This window comes from Caulobacter sp. P1_B12_2, from assembly GCF_056406675.1.
The window spans coordinates 1-14,982 of sequence record NZ_JBFTZS010000111.1; the positions used below are offsets into that span (position 1 = coordinate 1).

Annotated in this window: 13 protein-coding genes; 6 read left to right on the top strand and 7 right to left on the bottom strand. The window is 68.6% G+C overall.

Annotated features, from left to right (window positions below; genetic code table 11):
* Positions 1-55 precede the first annotated feature (55 nt).
* Positions 56-565 carry a prolyl-tRNA synthetase associated domain-containing protein gene (locus AC1DZ6_RS09080; RefSeq protein ID WP_477096865.1) on the bottom strand — a complete coding sequence of 170 codons (510 nt, stop codon included), beginning with the start codon at positions 563-565 and terminating at the stop codon, positions 56-58.
* 71 nt (positions 566-636) lie between these two features.
* Here AC1DZ6_RS09080 and AC1DZ6_RS09085 point away from each other — a divergent pair, with 71 nt between their 5' ends.
* Positions 637-1,383 (top strand): DUF6065 family protein, encoded by a 747-nt coding sequence (locus AC1DZ6_RS09085; protein ID WP_477096866.1) that lies wholly within the window; start codon positions 637-639, stop codon positions 1,381-1,383.
* Positions 1,384-1,386: 3 nt separating this feature from the next.
* Entirely contained in the window at positions 1,387-1,824 is a 438-nt protein-coding gene (locus AC1DZ6_RS09090; RefSeq protein WP_477096867.1) for a hypothetical protein, read from the top strand.
* 120 nt (positions 1,825-1,944) lie between these two features.
* On the opposite strand, the gene AC1DZ6_RS09095 is transcribed toward AC1DZ6_RS09090, so the two are convergent.
* A complete protein-coding gene (locus AC1DZ6_RS09095; protein ID WP_477096868.1) occupies positions 1,945-4,356 on the bottom strand; it encodes a membrane-bound PQQ-dependent dehydrogenase, glucose/quinate/shikimate family in 2,412 nt (803 codons plus the stop codon).
* Between the two features lie 186 nt (positions 4,357-4,542).
* Between AC1DZ6_RS09095 and AC1DZ6_RS09100 the strand changes: the two genes are divergently transcribed.
* Together AC1DZ6_RS09100 and AC1DZ6_RS09105 are read left to right on the top strand one after the other, a co-directional pair.
* Positions 4,543-5,097 (top strand): hypothetical protein, encoded by a 555-nt coding sequence (locus AC1DZ6_RS09100; protein WP_477096869.1) that lies wholly within the window; start codon positions 4,543-4,545, stop codon positions 5,095-5,097.
* A 2-nt stretch (positions 5,098-5,099) separates the two neighbouring features.
* Entirely contained in the window at positions 5,100-5,402 is a 303-nt protein-coding gene (locus tag AC1DZ6_RS09105) for a winged helix-turn-helix domain-containing protein (protein WP_477096889.1), read from the top strand.
* A gap of 48 nt (positions 5,403-5,450) precedes the next feature.
* Here AC1DZ6_RS09105 and glmM read toward each other — a convergent pair whose 3' ends face one another.
* On the bottom strand, positions 5,451-6,797 hold the full coding sequence (gene glmM, locus AC1DZ6_RS09110) for a phosphoglucosamine mutase (protein WP_477096870.1): 1,347 nt from the start codon (positions 6,795-6,797) through the stop codon (positions 5,451-5,453).
* A 161-nt stretch (positions 6,798-6,958) separates the two neighbouring features.
* Between glmM and glmS the strand changes: the two genes are divergently transcribed.
* Positions 6,959-8,791 (top strand): glutamine--fructose-6-phosphate transaminase (isomerizing), encoded by a 1,833-nt coding sequence (glmS, locus tag AC1DZ6_RS09115; protein ID WP_477096871.1) that lies wholly within the window; start codon positions 6,959-6,961, stop codon positions 8,789-8,791.
* 120 nt (positions 8,792-8,911) lie between these two features.
* On the opposite strand, the gene AC1DZ6_RS09120 is transcribed toward glmS, so the two are convergent.
* From AC1DZ6_RS09120 to AC1DZ6_RS09135, 4 genes are all read right to left on the bottom strand, one after another.
* A complete protein-coding gene (locus AC1DZ6_RS09120; RefSeq protein ID WP_477096872.1) occupies positions 8,912-10,348 on the bottom strand; it encodes an APC family permease in 1,437 nt (478 codons plus the stop codon).
* 70 nt (positions 10,349-10,418) lie between these two features.
* Positions 10,419-11,393: an alpha/beta hydrolase gene (locus AC1DZ6_RS09125; RefSeq protein ID WP_477096873.1), complete on the bottom strand. Its 975-nt coding sequence runs from the start codon at positions 11,391-11,393 to the stop codon at positions 10,419-10,421.
* 245 nt (positions 11,394-11,638) lie between these two features.
* Complete coding sequence (locus AC1DZ6_RS09130; RefSeq protein ID WP_477096874.1) at positions 11,639-12,823, bottom strand: class I SAM-dependent methyltransferase; 1,185 nt, start codon at positions 12,821-12,823, stop codon at positions 11,639-11,641.
* A gap of 87 nt (positions 12,824-12,910) precedes the next feature.
* Positions 12,911-13,921 (bottom strand): aldo/keto reductase, encoded by a 1,011-nt coding sequence (locus AC1DZ6_RS09135; protein ID WP_477096875.1) that lies wholly within the window; start codon positions 13,919-13,921, stop codon positions 12,911-12,913.
* 129 nt (positions 13,922-14,050) lie between these two features.
* Between AC1DZ6_RS09135 and AC1DZ6_RS09140 the strand changes: the two genes are divergently transcribed.
* Positions 14,051-14,944 (top strand): LysR family transcriptional regulator, encoded by an 894-nt coding sequence (locus AC1DZ6_RS09140; RefSeq protein ID WP_477096876.1) that lies wholly within the window; start codon positions 14,051-14,053, stop codon positions 14,942-14,944.
* Positions 14,945-14,982: the final 38 nt, after the last annotated feature.

Below are 14,982 nucleotides of genomic sequence, written 5' to 3' on the forward strand. Positions count from 1 at the left end.
GGCCTCCCTTGGGAGCGTCAACACGATCAGCTGGGCGCCGGGCGCGGTCTAGGCGCTAGGCCCCCACCACCGTCATCGCCGCGAAGTCGACGATCATCGGCGCGATCCCCAGCGCCGCCAGGAACCGGCGCAAGCCGTCCTGCGAGACGGCCGCGGTGGCGTCGTTGGCCAGCGGATGGAAGTTGACCGGATCGGCCTTGGCCAGGGCGGCGTCGAGCACGAAACGCACGCGATGCTCGACGTCGTTGATCAGGCCGAAGGCGGTGACCGAGCCCGGGGTCACGCCCAGGGTCTCGAGCATCAGCTCGGCGCTGCCGAACGACAGCCGGGCCGAGCCGATCACCATGTGCAGGCGCTTGAGGTCGATCGCCGTCTCGCCCAGGGCCGAGATCAGCCACAGCTGGCCCTTGGCGTCCTTGAGGAACAGGTTCTTGGTGTGGCCGCCGGGCAGGGCCGCCTTGATCTCCAGCCCCTCCTCCACCCGGAACACCGGCGGGTGGTCGAGCGTGGAATGGGCGACGCCGTGGGCGTCGAGGAAGGCGAACAGGTCGGCGCGGGTCTTCATATGGGACTTCCTAGCCGAGCCCGCCGCCGCTAGACCAGACTCAAGACCGGATCAGGGAAGAAGAGAGCGGCATGGAACTGGAGTGCTACCCCACCGAGAACCGCCCGCCCGAGATCGTTCCAGGACGGCCGCAGCGGGCCTGGATGGACCACTTCGCCGACCGCCATCCCTATCGCTGCCTGCCCCTGACCATGGCCAACACCACCGGCTGGGAGATCCTGTGCCCGGTCGGCTTCACGGCCACCTGGGACGGCGGGGCGCACCAGAACTGCATCACCTTCAAGGCCGACCACCCGCATCCGGGCTTCGACGATTTCGTCAAATCGCACTTCTCGCGCGGCACGGTCACCTTCCACACCGGCTACCTGTTCAAGACCCCGCCGGGCTGGTCGATCTGGACCATGGGTCCGCCCAACCACATCAAGGACGGGATCCAGCCGCTGGCGGGGCTGGTCGAGACCGACTGGCTGCCCTTCCCCTTCACGATGAACTGGCTGTTCACCCGCCCGGGCACGGTGCGCTTCGAAAAGGGCGAGCCGTTCTGCTTCTTCATGATGATCCAGGACAAGCCCCTGGAGCAGGTGCAGCCGGTGATCCGGTCGATGAACTCCAACCCGGAAATGCGCAAGCAGTACGACGCCTGGGCCGCCCAGCGCGGCGAGTTCAACGCCCGGATCTTCAAGCGCGAACCCGAGGCGATGAAGGAAGCGTGGCAGCGCTTCTACTTCAAGGGCGAATACCCCGAAGAGGTCGAAGCCCCCGCCCCGGCGGCCCACGTCAACAAGCGCCGGCTCAAGGCGCCGAAGCTGGGGAGCTGAGGCGTGCGCTTGGAGCGTTACGGTCTTCTGGCGGCCGGCATCCTCGCGCTCGCCGTCATGGCCGTGTTTGTGGCTACGCCGATCGCCTGGATCGGTGCGGGACGACCCGACGAAAGCTATCCGGAGCTCCTGTACGCGGGTCTGGGCCTGCCCACGGCGCTGATCGCGATCGTCGCCGGGGCGTTGTTCGCCAAGCTCTCTTCTTCGCGGCCAAAGGGGGCGTTGGTCCCGCTTCAGGCGACCGCGTCCTGCGCGATCCTGATCTGCGGCTGGCTAGTCATGGCCGGGCTGGGGCCGGACAGTCCGGCTTTCGACGCCTTTGTCGGCCCCAGCCTCAACGCGCTCTTCTCGTTCGGCCTGCCCGCCCTTGTCGTCGCCCTCATCGTGTCCGTGCAGATCGCGGCTCGACCTTCAGCGGCGACAAACGCGCCACACGCCTAAACCTGTCATCCGGGCCGTAGCGAAGCGAAGAGCCGGGACCGACGCCTGAGCGCGGCGCTTGTGGCGGTCCCGGATCGGCGCGCTGCGCGCTTGTCCGGGATGACAACCGTTGGAAGGAGATCACTTCAGCGCATACGCAATCACCTGGTCCCCGATCGGCGTCTCCATGAAGTGGTGGCCGCCGGTCATGATGACCACGTACTGCTTGCCGCCGACCTCGTAGGTCATGGGGGTGGCCTGGCCGCCGGCCGGCAGGACGTCCTGCCAGACGGTCTTGCCAGTCTTCAGGTCGATGGCGCGGATCAGGTTGTCGGTGGCGGCCGCCACGAACACCAGGCCGCCGGCCGTGACCACCGCCCCGCCGTTGTTGGGCGTGCCGATCGACACCGGCAGGTGCGAGGGGATGCCGAACGGGCCGTTGGTGCGAGCCGTGCCGAACGGGCGGTCCCAGAGCGTCTTGCCGGTGCGCAGATCGATGGCGCGGATGCCGCCATACGGGGGCTCCTTGCACAGCAGGCCGGTCATCGGCAGGCGCCAGCCGGCGTTGACGTCGATGGCGTAGGGCGTGCCGACCTGCGGGTCGCCCGCGCCTTCCGCGCCCTTCTTCATCGAGCCGCCGCGGGCGTCGCCGCGCGGGGTCCAGCCCCTGGCGTCGGCCTCCTTGCGGGGGACCAGGCGGTTGTAGTTGGGCATGTCGTTGTAGTTGGCGACGATCACGCCGCGGCTGGGATCGACGGCCACGCCGCCCCAGTCCGAACCGCCGTTGTAGCCGGGATATTCGATGTAGCGGCGGTCGGCGACCGGCGGGGTGAAGAAGCCGTCGTACTTGGCGCGCTTGAACTGGATGCGGCAGATCATCTGGTCGATCGGCGACATGCCCCACATCTGCTTCTCGGTCAGGTCGGGCTTGCGCAGGCTGTGATACAGCGAGAACGGCTGGGTCGGGGTGCGTTGCTGCGGCTCCAGACCGCCCTGCGGCACGGCGCGTTCCTGCACGCCGGTCAGCGGTTGGCCGGTGCGGCGGTCCAGGACGAAGATGTCGCCGCGCTTGCTGGGCAGCACCACTGCCGGCACCGGGCCGCCGGCGGTCGGGAAATCGACCAGCGTGCCCTGCGAGCCCAGGTCGTAGTCCCAGACGTCGTTGTGCACGGTCTGGAAGCTCCAGCGCGGCTTGCCTGTCGTCACGTCCAGGGCGACCAGCGAGGTCGAGTACTGCTTTTCCAACGGCGTGCGGCTGGAGCTCCAGTAGTCGGCCGCGCTGACGCCCAGCGGCAGATAGACCAGGCCCAGGGCCTCGTCCCCGGTGGCCGTGGTCCACATGTTGGGCGTGCCCTTGGTGTAGGTCTGGCCCTCGGGCGGCAGGGTCATGATGTCCGGGCGGGTCATGTCCCAGGCCCAGCGCAGGGCGCCGGTGACGGCGTCATAGCCCTGGATCGTCCCCGACGGCGCGTCGCGCCGCTGGCCGTCCAGCACCTGGTGGCCGGTGACGATCACCCCGCGCACGATCGTCGGGGCCGAGGTGATCGACAACATGCCGGGGGCAGAGGGGCCCATGCCGACGGCGGTCGAGACCTGGCCGTTCGTCCCGAAGCCGGCGCACGGCACGCCGGTCCTGGCGTCGACGGCGATCAGCCGGGCGTCCAGCGTGCCCTCGACGATCCGCGTGGCGCAGGCCTGGGCCGGATCGGCGCCGGGCACGGCGTAGTAGGACACGCCCCGGCAGGCGGCGGTGTAGGGGATGGCCTCGTCCTTCACCTTGGGGTCGTAGCGCCAGCGGGTCTGGCCGGTGGCCGCATCGATGGCGATCATGATGTTCTTGGGCGTGCAGACATAGAGATTGCCGCCCACCTTCAGCGGCGTGTTCTCGGCGCCGTACTTGCCGTCGGCGGCGGCGCTGGGCATGTCGCCGGTGCGGATCATCCAGACCCGCTCCAGGTTCCTGGCGTTGCCGGCGTTCAGCTGGGTCAGGGGCGAATAGCGCTGGCCGGCATAGGTGCCGCCATAGGCCGGCCAGTCGGCGCCGACCCGCATCAGGGACGGGTCGTTGTCGGTCATGGCGGCGATGGCGGGCAGCGGTCCGTCGACCTTGGCCTTGTTGGCTCCGGCCACCACCACGCCRCCGACCAGCAGGAACACCGCCAGGGCCGCGAAGCCGACCAGCGACTTGCGACGACCGGTCGGGCCAGGATCGACCACCGGCCAGGCGGCCAAGACCAGCACCAGCAGCACGGTCGGGGCGATGATGCGGGGCACCAGCGCCCAGCCGTTCAGCCCGACCTCCCACAGCGCCCACAGCACGGTGGCGACGAACACCCCGACATAGATCCAGGCGCCCAGGGCGCGTCGTCGGGTCAGCAGGACGCCGGAGACCAGCAGGCCCAGGCCCGCCAGCACGTAGTAGGGCGAACCGCCCAGCACGGTCAGCCAGGCGCCGCCGACCGTCAGGGTCAGACCGATCACGGCCAGGACGACGCCCAGGAGCATGACGGCCCAGCCGCCCACGCCCTTCCGTGAAGATGCCAGGGACGCCATCGCCATGCTCCGAGCTGAACCGTCGTACGGAGACTGAACATGTTCGACGAGCCATCAGTTCCTCGTTTCGGGACCGATTACGGAGGAAACGGCGGCGGGTGGCGGGATGCTCTGCTTGACAGAGTAGAATTCCCTGTCACTCTGCATCACAGAGCGCTCTGAGCGCGAACTTCAATGGAGGGTGCGATGGGCATTTCCAGGAACGAGGCGGCGTCCGCGCTGACCGACATCGAGAATACGGCGGGACGCAGCCGCCTGTTGAAGGGCTATCACGCGTCCGGACCGATCCTGATGGTCTGGGGCGTCATCTGGGCCCTGGGCTATTCGGGGATGGGCCTGCTGCCGGCCGAGCAATGGGGCCTGATCTGGCTGGTGCTGGACGTGGTCGGCGTCGCGGCGACCCTGTTCCTCAGCCGAACCGGCAAGGGCGCGGCCAAGACCGGGCACGGCTGGAAGATCGGGGCCGGGGTCTTCGCGGTGCTGGCCTTCTACGCGGCGACCTTCGCGCTGTTTCGCCCCGCCTCGATCGACGCCGCGATCGCCTATCCGGGCGTGGTGACGGGCCTGGTCTACGCCTTGCTCGGCGTCGCCTTCTGGCCGCGCTATCTGTGGATCGGCGCGGCGGTGTTCGCCGCCAGCCTGGTCGGCTACTTCTTCTTCCAGCCCTGGCTGGCCTTCTGGATGGCGGCGGTCGGCGGCGGCGGGCTGATCGTGGCCGGCCTGTGGCTGCGGAGGGCGTGAGCGTGGCGGAGCTGGACGAACTGATCCATCAGCCTCTGCGGCTGAAGATCATGGCCGCGCTGCACGCCGAGCGCGACGCCGACCCGCTGGAGTTCTCGCGCCTCAAGGCCGTGACCCAGGCGACCGACGGCAATCTGGGCAGCCATCTCGCGACCCTGGAAAAGGCCGGYTATGTCGCCATCGCCAAGGACTTCGTCGGCAAGAAGCCCCGCACCCGCGTGTCCCTGACCCCCGTCGGCCGCAAGGCGTTTCGCCGCCATGTCGACTATCTGCGCGCCGTGGTCGAGGGCGTCGACGGGGATTGATCGAACACCTCCCCCGCCCCCTCCCCCCGTGGGAGGGGGTTCTTTTTGCTAGACCGCCTTGACCGCCGAGACGATCGACTTGACCACCTTCTTGACCAGGGCCGGGTCGTCGCCCTCGGCCATGATGCGGATCAGGGGCTCGGTGCCGGACGGGCGGACCACGATGCGGCCCGAGCCGTTCAGCTGGCTCTCGCCGTCGGCGATGGCCTCCTTGACGGTCTTGTGCTCCAGCGGCTTTCCGCCGGCGAAGCGGACGTTTTCCAGCAGCTGCGGCACCGGCTCGAACTGACGGCCCAGGGCGCTCATCGGCAGCCCGGTCTCGATCATCACCGCCACCACCTGCAGGGCCGCGATCAGGCCGTCGCCCGTGGTCGAGAAGTCCGACAGGATCACGTGGCCCGACTGCTCGCCGCCCAGGTTGAAGCCGCCTTCGCGCATCCGGGCCATCACGTAGCGGTCGCCGACGCTGGTGCGCTCCAGGGTCAGGCCGTTGTCGCTCATCAGCCGCTCGAGGCCGAGATTGGACATCACGGTGGCCACCACGCCGCCGGCGTTCAGCTTGCCGGCCTTGGCGAAGGCCAGGGCGATGATCGCCATGATCTGGTCGCCGTCGACCACCACGCCCTTTTCGTCGCAGATCACCAGCCGGTCGGCGTCGCCGTCCAGGGCGATGCCGATATCGGCGCGGTACTCGCGCACCAGCTTGGCCATGGCGTCGGGGTGGGTCGAGCCGCACTCGGCGTTGATGTTGGTCCCGTCCGGGGCGACCCCGATCTCGATCACCTCGGCGCCCAGTTCGTAGAGGGCGGTGGGTGCGACCCGATAGGCCGCGCCGTTGGCGCAATCGATGACGATCCGCAGGCCCGACAGGGACAGGTGGCGCGGGAAGGTCGCCTTGACGATCTCGACATAGCGGGCCTGGGCGTCGTCGATGCGCTTGACCCGGCCCAGGTCGCGAGGCTCGGCCAGGCGCTGCTGCAAGCCCTCGTCCATCAGGGCCTCGATCTTCAGCTCCTGGTCGTCCGACAGCTTGTAGCCGTCGGGGCCGAACAGCTTGATGCCGTTGTCGGCGAAGTCGTTGTGGCTGGCGCTGATCATCACGCCCAGGTCGGCCCGCATCGAGCGGGTCATCATCGCCACGGCGGGGGTCGGCAGCGGGCCGAACAGGCGCACGTCCATGCCGACGCTGGCGAAGCCGGCGACCAGCGCCGGCTCGATCATGTAGCCAGACAGCCGGGTGTCCTTGCCGATCACCACCAGGTGGCGGCGGTCGTCCTGCGAGCGGAACAGCTTGCCGGCGGCGAGGCCGACGCGCAGGGCGACCTCGGCGGTCATCGGGTGCTGGTTGGCCTGGCCGCGGATGCCGTCGGTGCCGAAATAGGCGCGCTTGCTCATGGTCGTCTTCTGGTCTCGTCTGTCAGCCTTTCGAATCACGCAACGATCCGAAATGCAGATTTACACAAAGAGGCGAGCGCGAGTGCTAAAGCCCCGCCTCGAAACACCTCGCGCGGGTAGCAATAGCCGCCGCGGCGACGTTCTACAAAGGATCTCGGCCCATGTGCGGCATCATTGGCATTGTCGGAACCCAGTCCGTCTCGGAACGCCTGGTCGACAGCCTCAAGCGTCTTGAATACCGGGGCTACGACTCCGCCGGCGTCGCCGCCGTCGTCAGCGGTCCCGAGGGCAATCGGGTCGAGCGCCGGCGCGCCCAGGGCAAGATCAAGAATCTCGAAGCCGTGCTGGCCGACCAGCCCCTGTCCGCCCAGAACGGCATCGGCCACGTCCGCTGGGCCACCCACGGCGCGCCGAACGTCAAGAACGCCCACCCCCACACCGCCGGCCGCGTCACCCTGGTGCACAACGGCATCATCGAGAACTTCGCCGAGCTGAAGGCCGAGCTGGCCGCCGCCGGCCGCGTCTTCGAGAGCGACACCGACACCGAGGTCATCGCCCAGCTGATCGACGCCGAACTGGCCACCGGCCTGGCGCCGCTGGACGCCTTCAAGGCCAGCCTGGACCGCCTGACCGGCGCCTACGCCCTGGCGGTGCTGATCGAAGGCGCCGACAACCTGATCCTGGGCGCCCGGCGCGGCAGCCCGCTGGTGGTCGGCGAAGGCCAGGGCGAGATGTTCCTGGGCTCCGACGCCCTGGCCGTCGGCCCCTTCACCAACCGGGTGATCTATCTGGAAGAGGGCGACTACGTGGCCATCGACCACGACAGCGCGCGCATCTTCGACGCCTCGGGCGCGCCGGTGACCCGGCCCGTCAAGGTCGTCCCCGCCTCGGCGGTGATGATGGAGAAGGGCAACTACCGGCACTTCATGGAAAAGGAGATCCATGACCAGCCGGAGGGGTGCCAGCGCACCATCTCGGGCTATGTCGACGCCCTGACCGCCCGCGCCGCCATGCCGGGCGACATCGATTTCAAGGCGCTGGAGCGCATCCAGATCGTCGCCTGCGGCACCTCCTACATCGCCGGCGTGATCGGCAAGTACCTGATCGAGCAGTTGGCCGACCTGCCGGTCGATGTCGAGATCGCCTCGGAGTTCCGCTATCGCCAGCCCGCCCTGCGTCCCGGCTCGCTGGTCATCGCCATGTCGCAGTCGGGCGAGACCGCCGACACCCTGGCCGCCCTGCGCTACTGCAAGGCCAAGGGCATGAAGAGCGCCGTGGTGGTCAACGCCCAGGAATCGACCATGGCCCGCGAAGTCGACGTGGTCTGGCCGATCCACTGCGGACCCGAGATCGGCGTCGCCTCGACCAAGGCCTTCACCGCCCAGGTCAGCGTGATGATCGCCCTGGCCGTCGCCGCCGCCAAGGCGCGGGGAACCATCGACGACGCCGAAGAGCAGCGGATGGTCAAGGTGATGCTGGAGGCCCCGCGCCTGATCGCCGAGGCCRTCGGCCTGGAGGACTCCCTCAAGGAGATCGCCGTCGAGATCGCCAAGGCCCGCGACGTGCTGTTCCTGGGCCGCGGCCCGATGTCGGCCCTGGCCCTGGAAGGCGCGCTGAAGCTGAAGGAGATCAGCTACATCCACGCCGAGGGCTACGCCGCCGGCGAGCTGAAGCACGGCCCGATCGCCCTGGTCGACGACCAGACGCCGATCATCATCCTGGCCCCCTATGACAGCTATTTCGAAAAATCGGCCTCGAACATGAGCGAGGTGATGGCGCGCGGCGGCCAGGTGGTGTTCATCACCGACCCCGAAGGCGCCAAGCACGCCCCGGCCGGCGCCCGCGTGGTGGTCACCGCCCCGGCCAGCGACCCGCTGGTCTCGACCCTGGTCATGTCGGCCCCGATCCAGCTGCTGGCCTATCACGTGGCGGTGGTGAAGGGCGCGGACGTGGACCAGCCGCGCAACCTGGCCAAGTCGGTGACGGTGGAGTAACGCGGCGATTGTCATCCCGGACAAGGCCCGAAGGGCCGACGATCCGGGATCGCCGGAAGCGCTGAGTTCACGCGTCGGTCCCGGATCTTCGCGCTGCGCGCGCGTCCGGGATGACAGCCGTTATAGGGAGCTAGCTTCGCCCTCCCCCCGCGCCAGCTTCGACTTCCTCACCGAATAGCCGAAATACAGCACGCAGGCCGCCGCCGCCCAGACCGCGAACAGGATCCAGGTGTCGAGCGGCAGGCCGATGATCAGGTAGCCGCAGAAGGCGACGCTGACGATCGGCACCACCGGATACAGCGGCACGCGGTAGCCGCGCGGCAGGTCCGGCTGGGTCCGCCGCAGGATGATCACGCCCAGCGAGACGATGGCGAAGGCGATCAGCGTGCCCATGCTGGTCAGGTTGACCAGGGTGTCGAGGGGCACGAAGGCGGCCAGCAGGGCGATGAAGGCCGCGACGATCCAGGTGTTGAGGTCCGGCGACTGGGTCTTCGGATTGACCCGCTGGAACACCTTGGGCAACAGGCCGTCGCGGCTCATGGCGTAGAGGATGCGGGTCTGGCCGTACATGACCACCAGGGTGATCGAGAAGATCGAGACGATGGCCCCGATGCAGAGGATCAGCGAGGTCCAGGCCTGGCCGGTCAGGTTGCGCAGGATCACCGCCAGCCCCGCCTCCTGCCCCGCGAACGCCGTCCAGGGTTGGGCCCCGACGGCGGCCAGGGCCACCAGAATATAGACGCCGGTGACGATCAGCAGGCTCAGGATGATGCCCAGCGGCAGGGTCTTGCGCGGGTCCTTGACCTCGTCGCCGGCCGTCGAGACCGCGTCGATGCCGATATAGGAGAAGAAGATCGACGAAGCCGCCGCCCCGATCCCGGCCATGCCCATCGGCGCGAACGGCCTGAGGTTCTCGGCGTGGAAGCCGCTGAAGGCGATGACCACGAAGAACAGCAGCACCAGCAGCTTCAGCACCACCAGCACGGCGTTGACGGTCACCGACTCCTTCACGCCGCGCAGCAGCAGGATCAGGCAGGCCCCGACCAGCACCACGGCCGGCAGGTTGAACACCCCGCCCGCCCCCGGCGCCTTGGCGATGGCGTCGGGCATGCGCCAGCCAATCAGGTCGGAGAACATCTCGTTCAGGTACTGGCCCCAGCCCACGGCGATGGCCGAGGCCGACACCGCGTATTCCAGCAGCAGGCACGCCCCGACCAGGAAGGCCACGAACTCGCCCAGGGTGGCGTAGGCGTAGCTGTAGGACGAGCCCGACACGGGAATCGTCGAGGCCAGTTCGGCGTAGCACAGGGCCGTCAGGGCCGCGGTGATCCCGGCGATCACGAACGAGACGATCACGGCGGGACCGGCGGCGGGCACCGCCGTGGTCAGGGCCACGAAGATGCCGGTGCCGATCGTGGCGCCGACCCCCAGCATGGTCAGCTGGAACAGGCCGATCGTGCGGTGCAGGCCCTCATCCGGCAGATGCTCGCCGCCCTCGGCGACGACGCGGCCCACGGGCTTGCGGCGAAGAAGGTCGGCCGCGCGAAACTGGCCCATGGGGAGTCCTTGAGGTCTGGTCGGAAAGCGGCGGCAAACTAACGTCGGCGAGCGCCCCACATCAACCGCCTCAAGCGACATCCTCTTCTTGGCCGTCATTCCCGCCCTTGTGGCGGGAATGACCGGTCAGCAGGCGCGAGAAGGCCTGGTTGGAGACCACGTGGTCGGGATTGGGATCGCCCCGCGCCCAGTCGAACTTGAAGCCACGCAAGGTCCTGAGGTTGTCGGCATAGCGCCCAACGGAGCGGTCGAGCGCGAAACTGTCGATGAGTTTCTCCGTCAGGGTCGCGTCGATCACCAGCTTGCCGTCGACCTTGCGGGCCGGCAGGTCGGCATAGAGCGGCGGCTTGGCGGGATTGGGCAGGTGGGCCTGGTAGATGGCGGTGAACAGCTGCGAGAACGGATCGGCCTTCAGGTCGTCCAGCGACCTGGCGCTCTGCAGCAGGTCCCAGTTGGGTCGCGAGGACATGGTCTGCAGGCCCAGGCCCGTGCCGACCGGATGCAGGGCATAGACCGCGCCGAACACGTCGGGATGGCGCATGCCGAACGCGATGGCGCCGTGCCCGCCCATCCTGTCGCCGGCCAGGCCGCGCGAGTCCCGGGTCGCCAGGGTGCGAAAGCGGCCGTCGGTCCAGGGGATCAGGTCCTGGACCATGAAGTCGCGCCACCGCCCGGTGACCGGGGAATTGGCGTACATCGAACCACCGAGCGGCGTGCTGAAATCGGCGGCGACCACGATCACGGGCGGGATCACGCCAGCCTTGATCGCCCGGTCCAGCAGCCCCTGAAGATCGTGCTGATCGAAGGCCGCGCGCTCGTCCTCGAAGACATTGTGCAAGTAGTAGATCACCGGATAGCGCCGTCCCGAGGTCTCGTAGCCGTCGGGCAGATAGACCCGCGCGCGCCGCTGGCCGCTGATTCCGATCCTGTTGCCGTCGAAGGCTTTCGACGCGACCTCGACGTCGCGCACCTGGCTCTGGGCCAGGGCGGGCGGAGCCGCCAGCAGGATCATGAAGGCCGCGAGCRGCAGACCAAGCCGGATCATCGGGACTCTCCGTGTCACACCCAGGGAGAACGCCACGCCACTCAACTTCAGTGCGAAAGAAGCGCCCGACAGTGAGGCTTAATTGCGGCTCGCCTCGTCCGGTAAGTTGGATTTGATGTTCCTCGTCCTGAGGTGCGCGACGCGCGGCGGCGAGCCTCGAAGGACGCACGAAGCTGACCGACCATGCGTCCTTCGAGGCCCGCTCCGCGGGCGCCTCAGGAAGAGGAACAAAGCATGCGGCGCCGCTACCGCTCGCCCTCGAACATGTAGTCCCGGGTGATCGGCAAGGCCCCGACCTTCTTGGCGACCTGGATCTGGAAGACCATGTGGCCGCCATAGCGGAAGCCCAGCTCGGCGCCGCACAGGTAGAATTCCCACATCCGCCGGAACCGCGCGTCGAACATCGTCGGGATGTCCGGATCCGCCAGGAAGCGCAGGCGCCAGTGCTTGCAGGTCTCGGCGTAGTGCAGGCGCAGGATCTCGATGTCGGTGATCCACAGCCCCGCCGCCTCGACCGCCTTGACGACCTCCGACAGGCCCGGGATGTAGCCGCCCGGGAAGATGTACTTCTGGGTGAAAGCGTTGGTCGCCCCCGGGCCCGACATCCGGCCGATCGAATGGATCACCGCGCTGCCGTCGTCGGCCAGCAGCCGTTTGACCGTGTCGAAATAGGTCTGGAAGTTCGGCGCGCCGACGTGTTCCAGCATGCCGACCGAGACGATGCGGTCGAAGGTCTCGTCCAGGTCGCGATAGTCGGTCAGGCGGAACTCGACCTGGTCGGACAGCCCGGCCTTCCGCGCCCGCTCGGTGGCCAGGGCCAACTGCTCCTTGGACAGGGTGACCCCGGTCATCTTCGCCCCGTGGTCGGCCGCCAGGGTCAGGGACATGCCGCCCCAGCCCGAGCCGATGTCCAGCACCTTCATGCCGGGCGTGATGTTCAGCTTGGCGCCGATATGGGCCTTCTTGGCGACCTGAGCCTCTTCCAGCGTCATGTCCGGGCGGGCGAAATAGGCGCAGCTGTACTGCATGTCGGTGTCGAGGAAGCGCTTATAGAGCTCGTTCGAGACGTCGTAGTGGTGGGCGACGTTGCGGCGCGAGGCGATGCGGTCGTTGACCGACTGCACCGTGCGCTTGATCGCCTTCCGCGCCCGGGTCAGCGGCGTGCCGCGCTTGGGCGTGCGCCCGCCGCTCCTGCCGACGATCTCCAGCAGGTCCCATAGCCGGCCCTGCTCAATCGTCAGGTCSCCTTCCATATAGGCCTCGCCCAGGCCCAGGCTGGGATTGGCCACCAGGCGGCGCAGGCCGCGGGCGTTGACCCGCATGGTCACGGGCGGGCCCGTGCCGTCGCCGGCCTTGGTCACCGAACCGTTCGGAAGGTGGATGGTCAGGTCGCCGACCTTGACCATCTTTTTCAGCAGAGCTTCGATCATGGCCGCGAAGCTAAACCCAGCTTCGCGGCCAAGGACAGACCGAAATTTTCGTCCGGGTCCCCTTGCGAAATGGAGCCCGCGAACCGGTCAGTGCTCGCTGTCGAGATGGGCCATCTGGGCTTCGGCGTAGCGCGTGCCCGCCGCGGCGTCGCGGGGCACGGCCCGTTCGATGGCGGCCAGGTCGTCAGCCGACAGCGTCACGTCCAGCGCGCCCAGCGACTCCGAGAGCCGTGACCGGGTGCGGGCCCCGACCAGCGGCACGATGTCGTCGCCCTGCGCGGCCACCCAGGCGATGRCGATCTGAGCGACGCTGACGCCCTTCTCCCCGGCGATCTTTCGCAGAGCCTCGACCAGGGCCAGGTTCTTGTCGACATTGTCGCCCTGGAAGCGCGGGGAATAGGCGCGGAAGTCGCCCTTGGCCTTGCCCTGGTCCTTGTCCCAGTGGCCGCTGATCAGGCCGCGCGACAGCACGCCATAGGCGGTCATGCCGATGCCCAGCTCCCTCAGGACCGGCAGGATCCTGTCCTCCACGCCCCGGGTGATCAGCGCGTATTCGATCTGCAGGTCGACGATCGGGTGGACGGCGTGGGCCTTGCGGATGGTCTCGGCGCCCACCTCCGACAGGCCGATGTGGCGCACGAAGCCGGCCTGGACCATCTCGGCTATGGCCCCGACCGTGTCCTCGATCGGCACGTTGGGATCCAGCCGGGCCGGGCGATAGATGTCGATGTGGTCGACGCCCAGGCGCTGCAGCGTATAGGCCAGCGAGGTCTTGACCGCCGCCGGGCGGCCGTCGAAGCCGATCCAGCCGGCCCCGGGGTCGCGCTGGGCGCCGAACTTGACGCTCAGCACCGCCTTGTCGCGCCGATGTCCTTTAAGGGGGCCGCCTTTCAGCGCCTCGCCGATCAGCATCTCGTTGTGGCCCATGCCGTAGAAGTCGCCGGTGTCGATCAGGGTGATCCCGGCCTCCAGGGCGGCGTCGAGGGTGGCCAGGCTCTCGGCCCGGTCGGACGGGCCGTACATGCCCGACATGCCCATGGCGCCCAAGCCCAGGGCCGAGACGACGGGGCCGGTCTTGCCGAGTTGACGCGTTTGCATGGTGAGTCTCCGCAGTGGCGCCCCCAAAGGAGAATGGGAGGCGCCGGTGTTCGATGACGGCACTATGCAGCGCCGCTTCGCGTGCGATAATCCGGTCATTGCCGCACGAGCTGTTCGGAAATTCGTACAATGGCCCAACCCGACCTCGCCGATCTCGACGCCTTCACCGCCGTGGCCCGGACCCGCAGCTTCCGGGGCGCGGCGGCCCTGCGCGGCGTCTCGGCCTCGTCGCTGTCCGAGGCCCTGCGCCGGCTGGAGGCGGACCTGGGCGTGCGCCTGCTGAACCGCACGACCCGCAGCGTCACCCCCACCGAGGCCGGCGAGCGGCTGCTGGCCCGCCTGACCCCGGCCCTCGCCGACGTCACCCTGGCCCTGGACGAGGTCAACGCCTTCCGCGACAGCCCGATCGGCGTCCTGAAGCTGAACGTGCCCGGCGCGGTGTCGCGGATCGTCTTTCCCGACCTGATCCCCCGCTTTCTGGCCGCCCATCCCGGGATCCGGGTCGAGATCAGCGTCGAGGAGGCCTTCGTCGACGTGCTGGCCGCCGGCTTCGACGCCGGGGCGCGCTATGACGAGCGGCTGGAGAAGGACATGATCGCGGTGCCCCTGGCAGGGCCCCAGCGCTTCGTGGTCGTCGGCTCGCCGGCCTATTTCGCCGAGCACGGCCGGCCGGTCCATCCGCGCGAGGTGCTGAACCACCCCTGCATCCGCCACCGCTTCCCCAGCGGGTCCAGCTACGCCTGGGAGTTCGAGAAGGACGGCGAGGTGATCAAGGTCCAACCCGAGGGGCCGCTGATCACCAACAGCGGCGAGCTGGAACTGGCCGCCGCCGAGGCGGGGCTGGGCCTGCTGGCCACCTTCGAGGGCTTCGTGGCCCCGGCCATCGCCGCGGGACGGCTGGAGACCGTGCTCGACGACTGGCTGCCGCCGTTCAGCGGGCCGTATCTCTACTATCCCAGCCGCCGCCACATGCCCGCGCYGCTGCGGGCGTTCGTGGATTTCGTGAAGGGAGAGAAGAAATGATCCCGGCGAGATGCAGAAACCACGCAGGCGGGGTGAAA

Coding starts and splice junctions, on each gene's coding strand:
- AC1DZ6_RS09080 (WP_477096865.1), bottom strand. CDS start 565: ATGAAGACCCGCGCCGACCTGTTCGCCTTCCTCGACGCCCACGGCGTC.
- AC1DZ6_RS09085 (WP_477096866.1), top strand. CDS start 637: ATGGAACTGGAGTGCTACCCCACCGAGAACCGCCCGCCCGAGATCGTT.
- AC1DZ6_RS09100 (WP_477096869.1), top strand. CDS start 4,543: ATGGGCATTTCCAGGAACGAGGCGGCGTCCGCGCTGACCGACATCGAG.
- glmM (WP_477096870.1), bottom strand. CDS start 6,797: ATGAGCAAGCGCGCCTATTTCGGCACCGACGGCATCCGCGGCCAGGCC.
- AC1DZ6_RS09120 (WP_477096872.1), bottom strand. CDS start 10,348: ATGGGCCAGTTTCGCGCGGCCGACCTTCTTCGCCGCAAGCCCGTGGGC.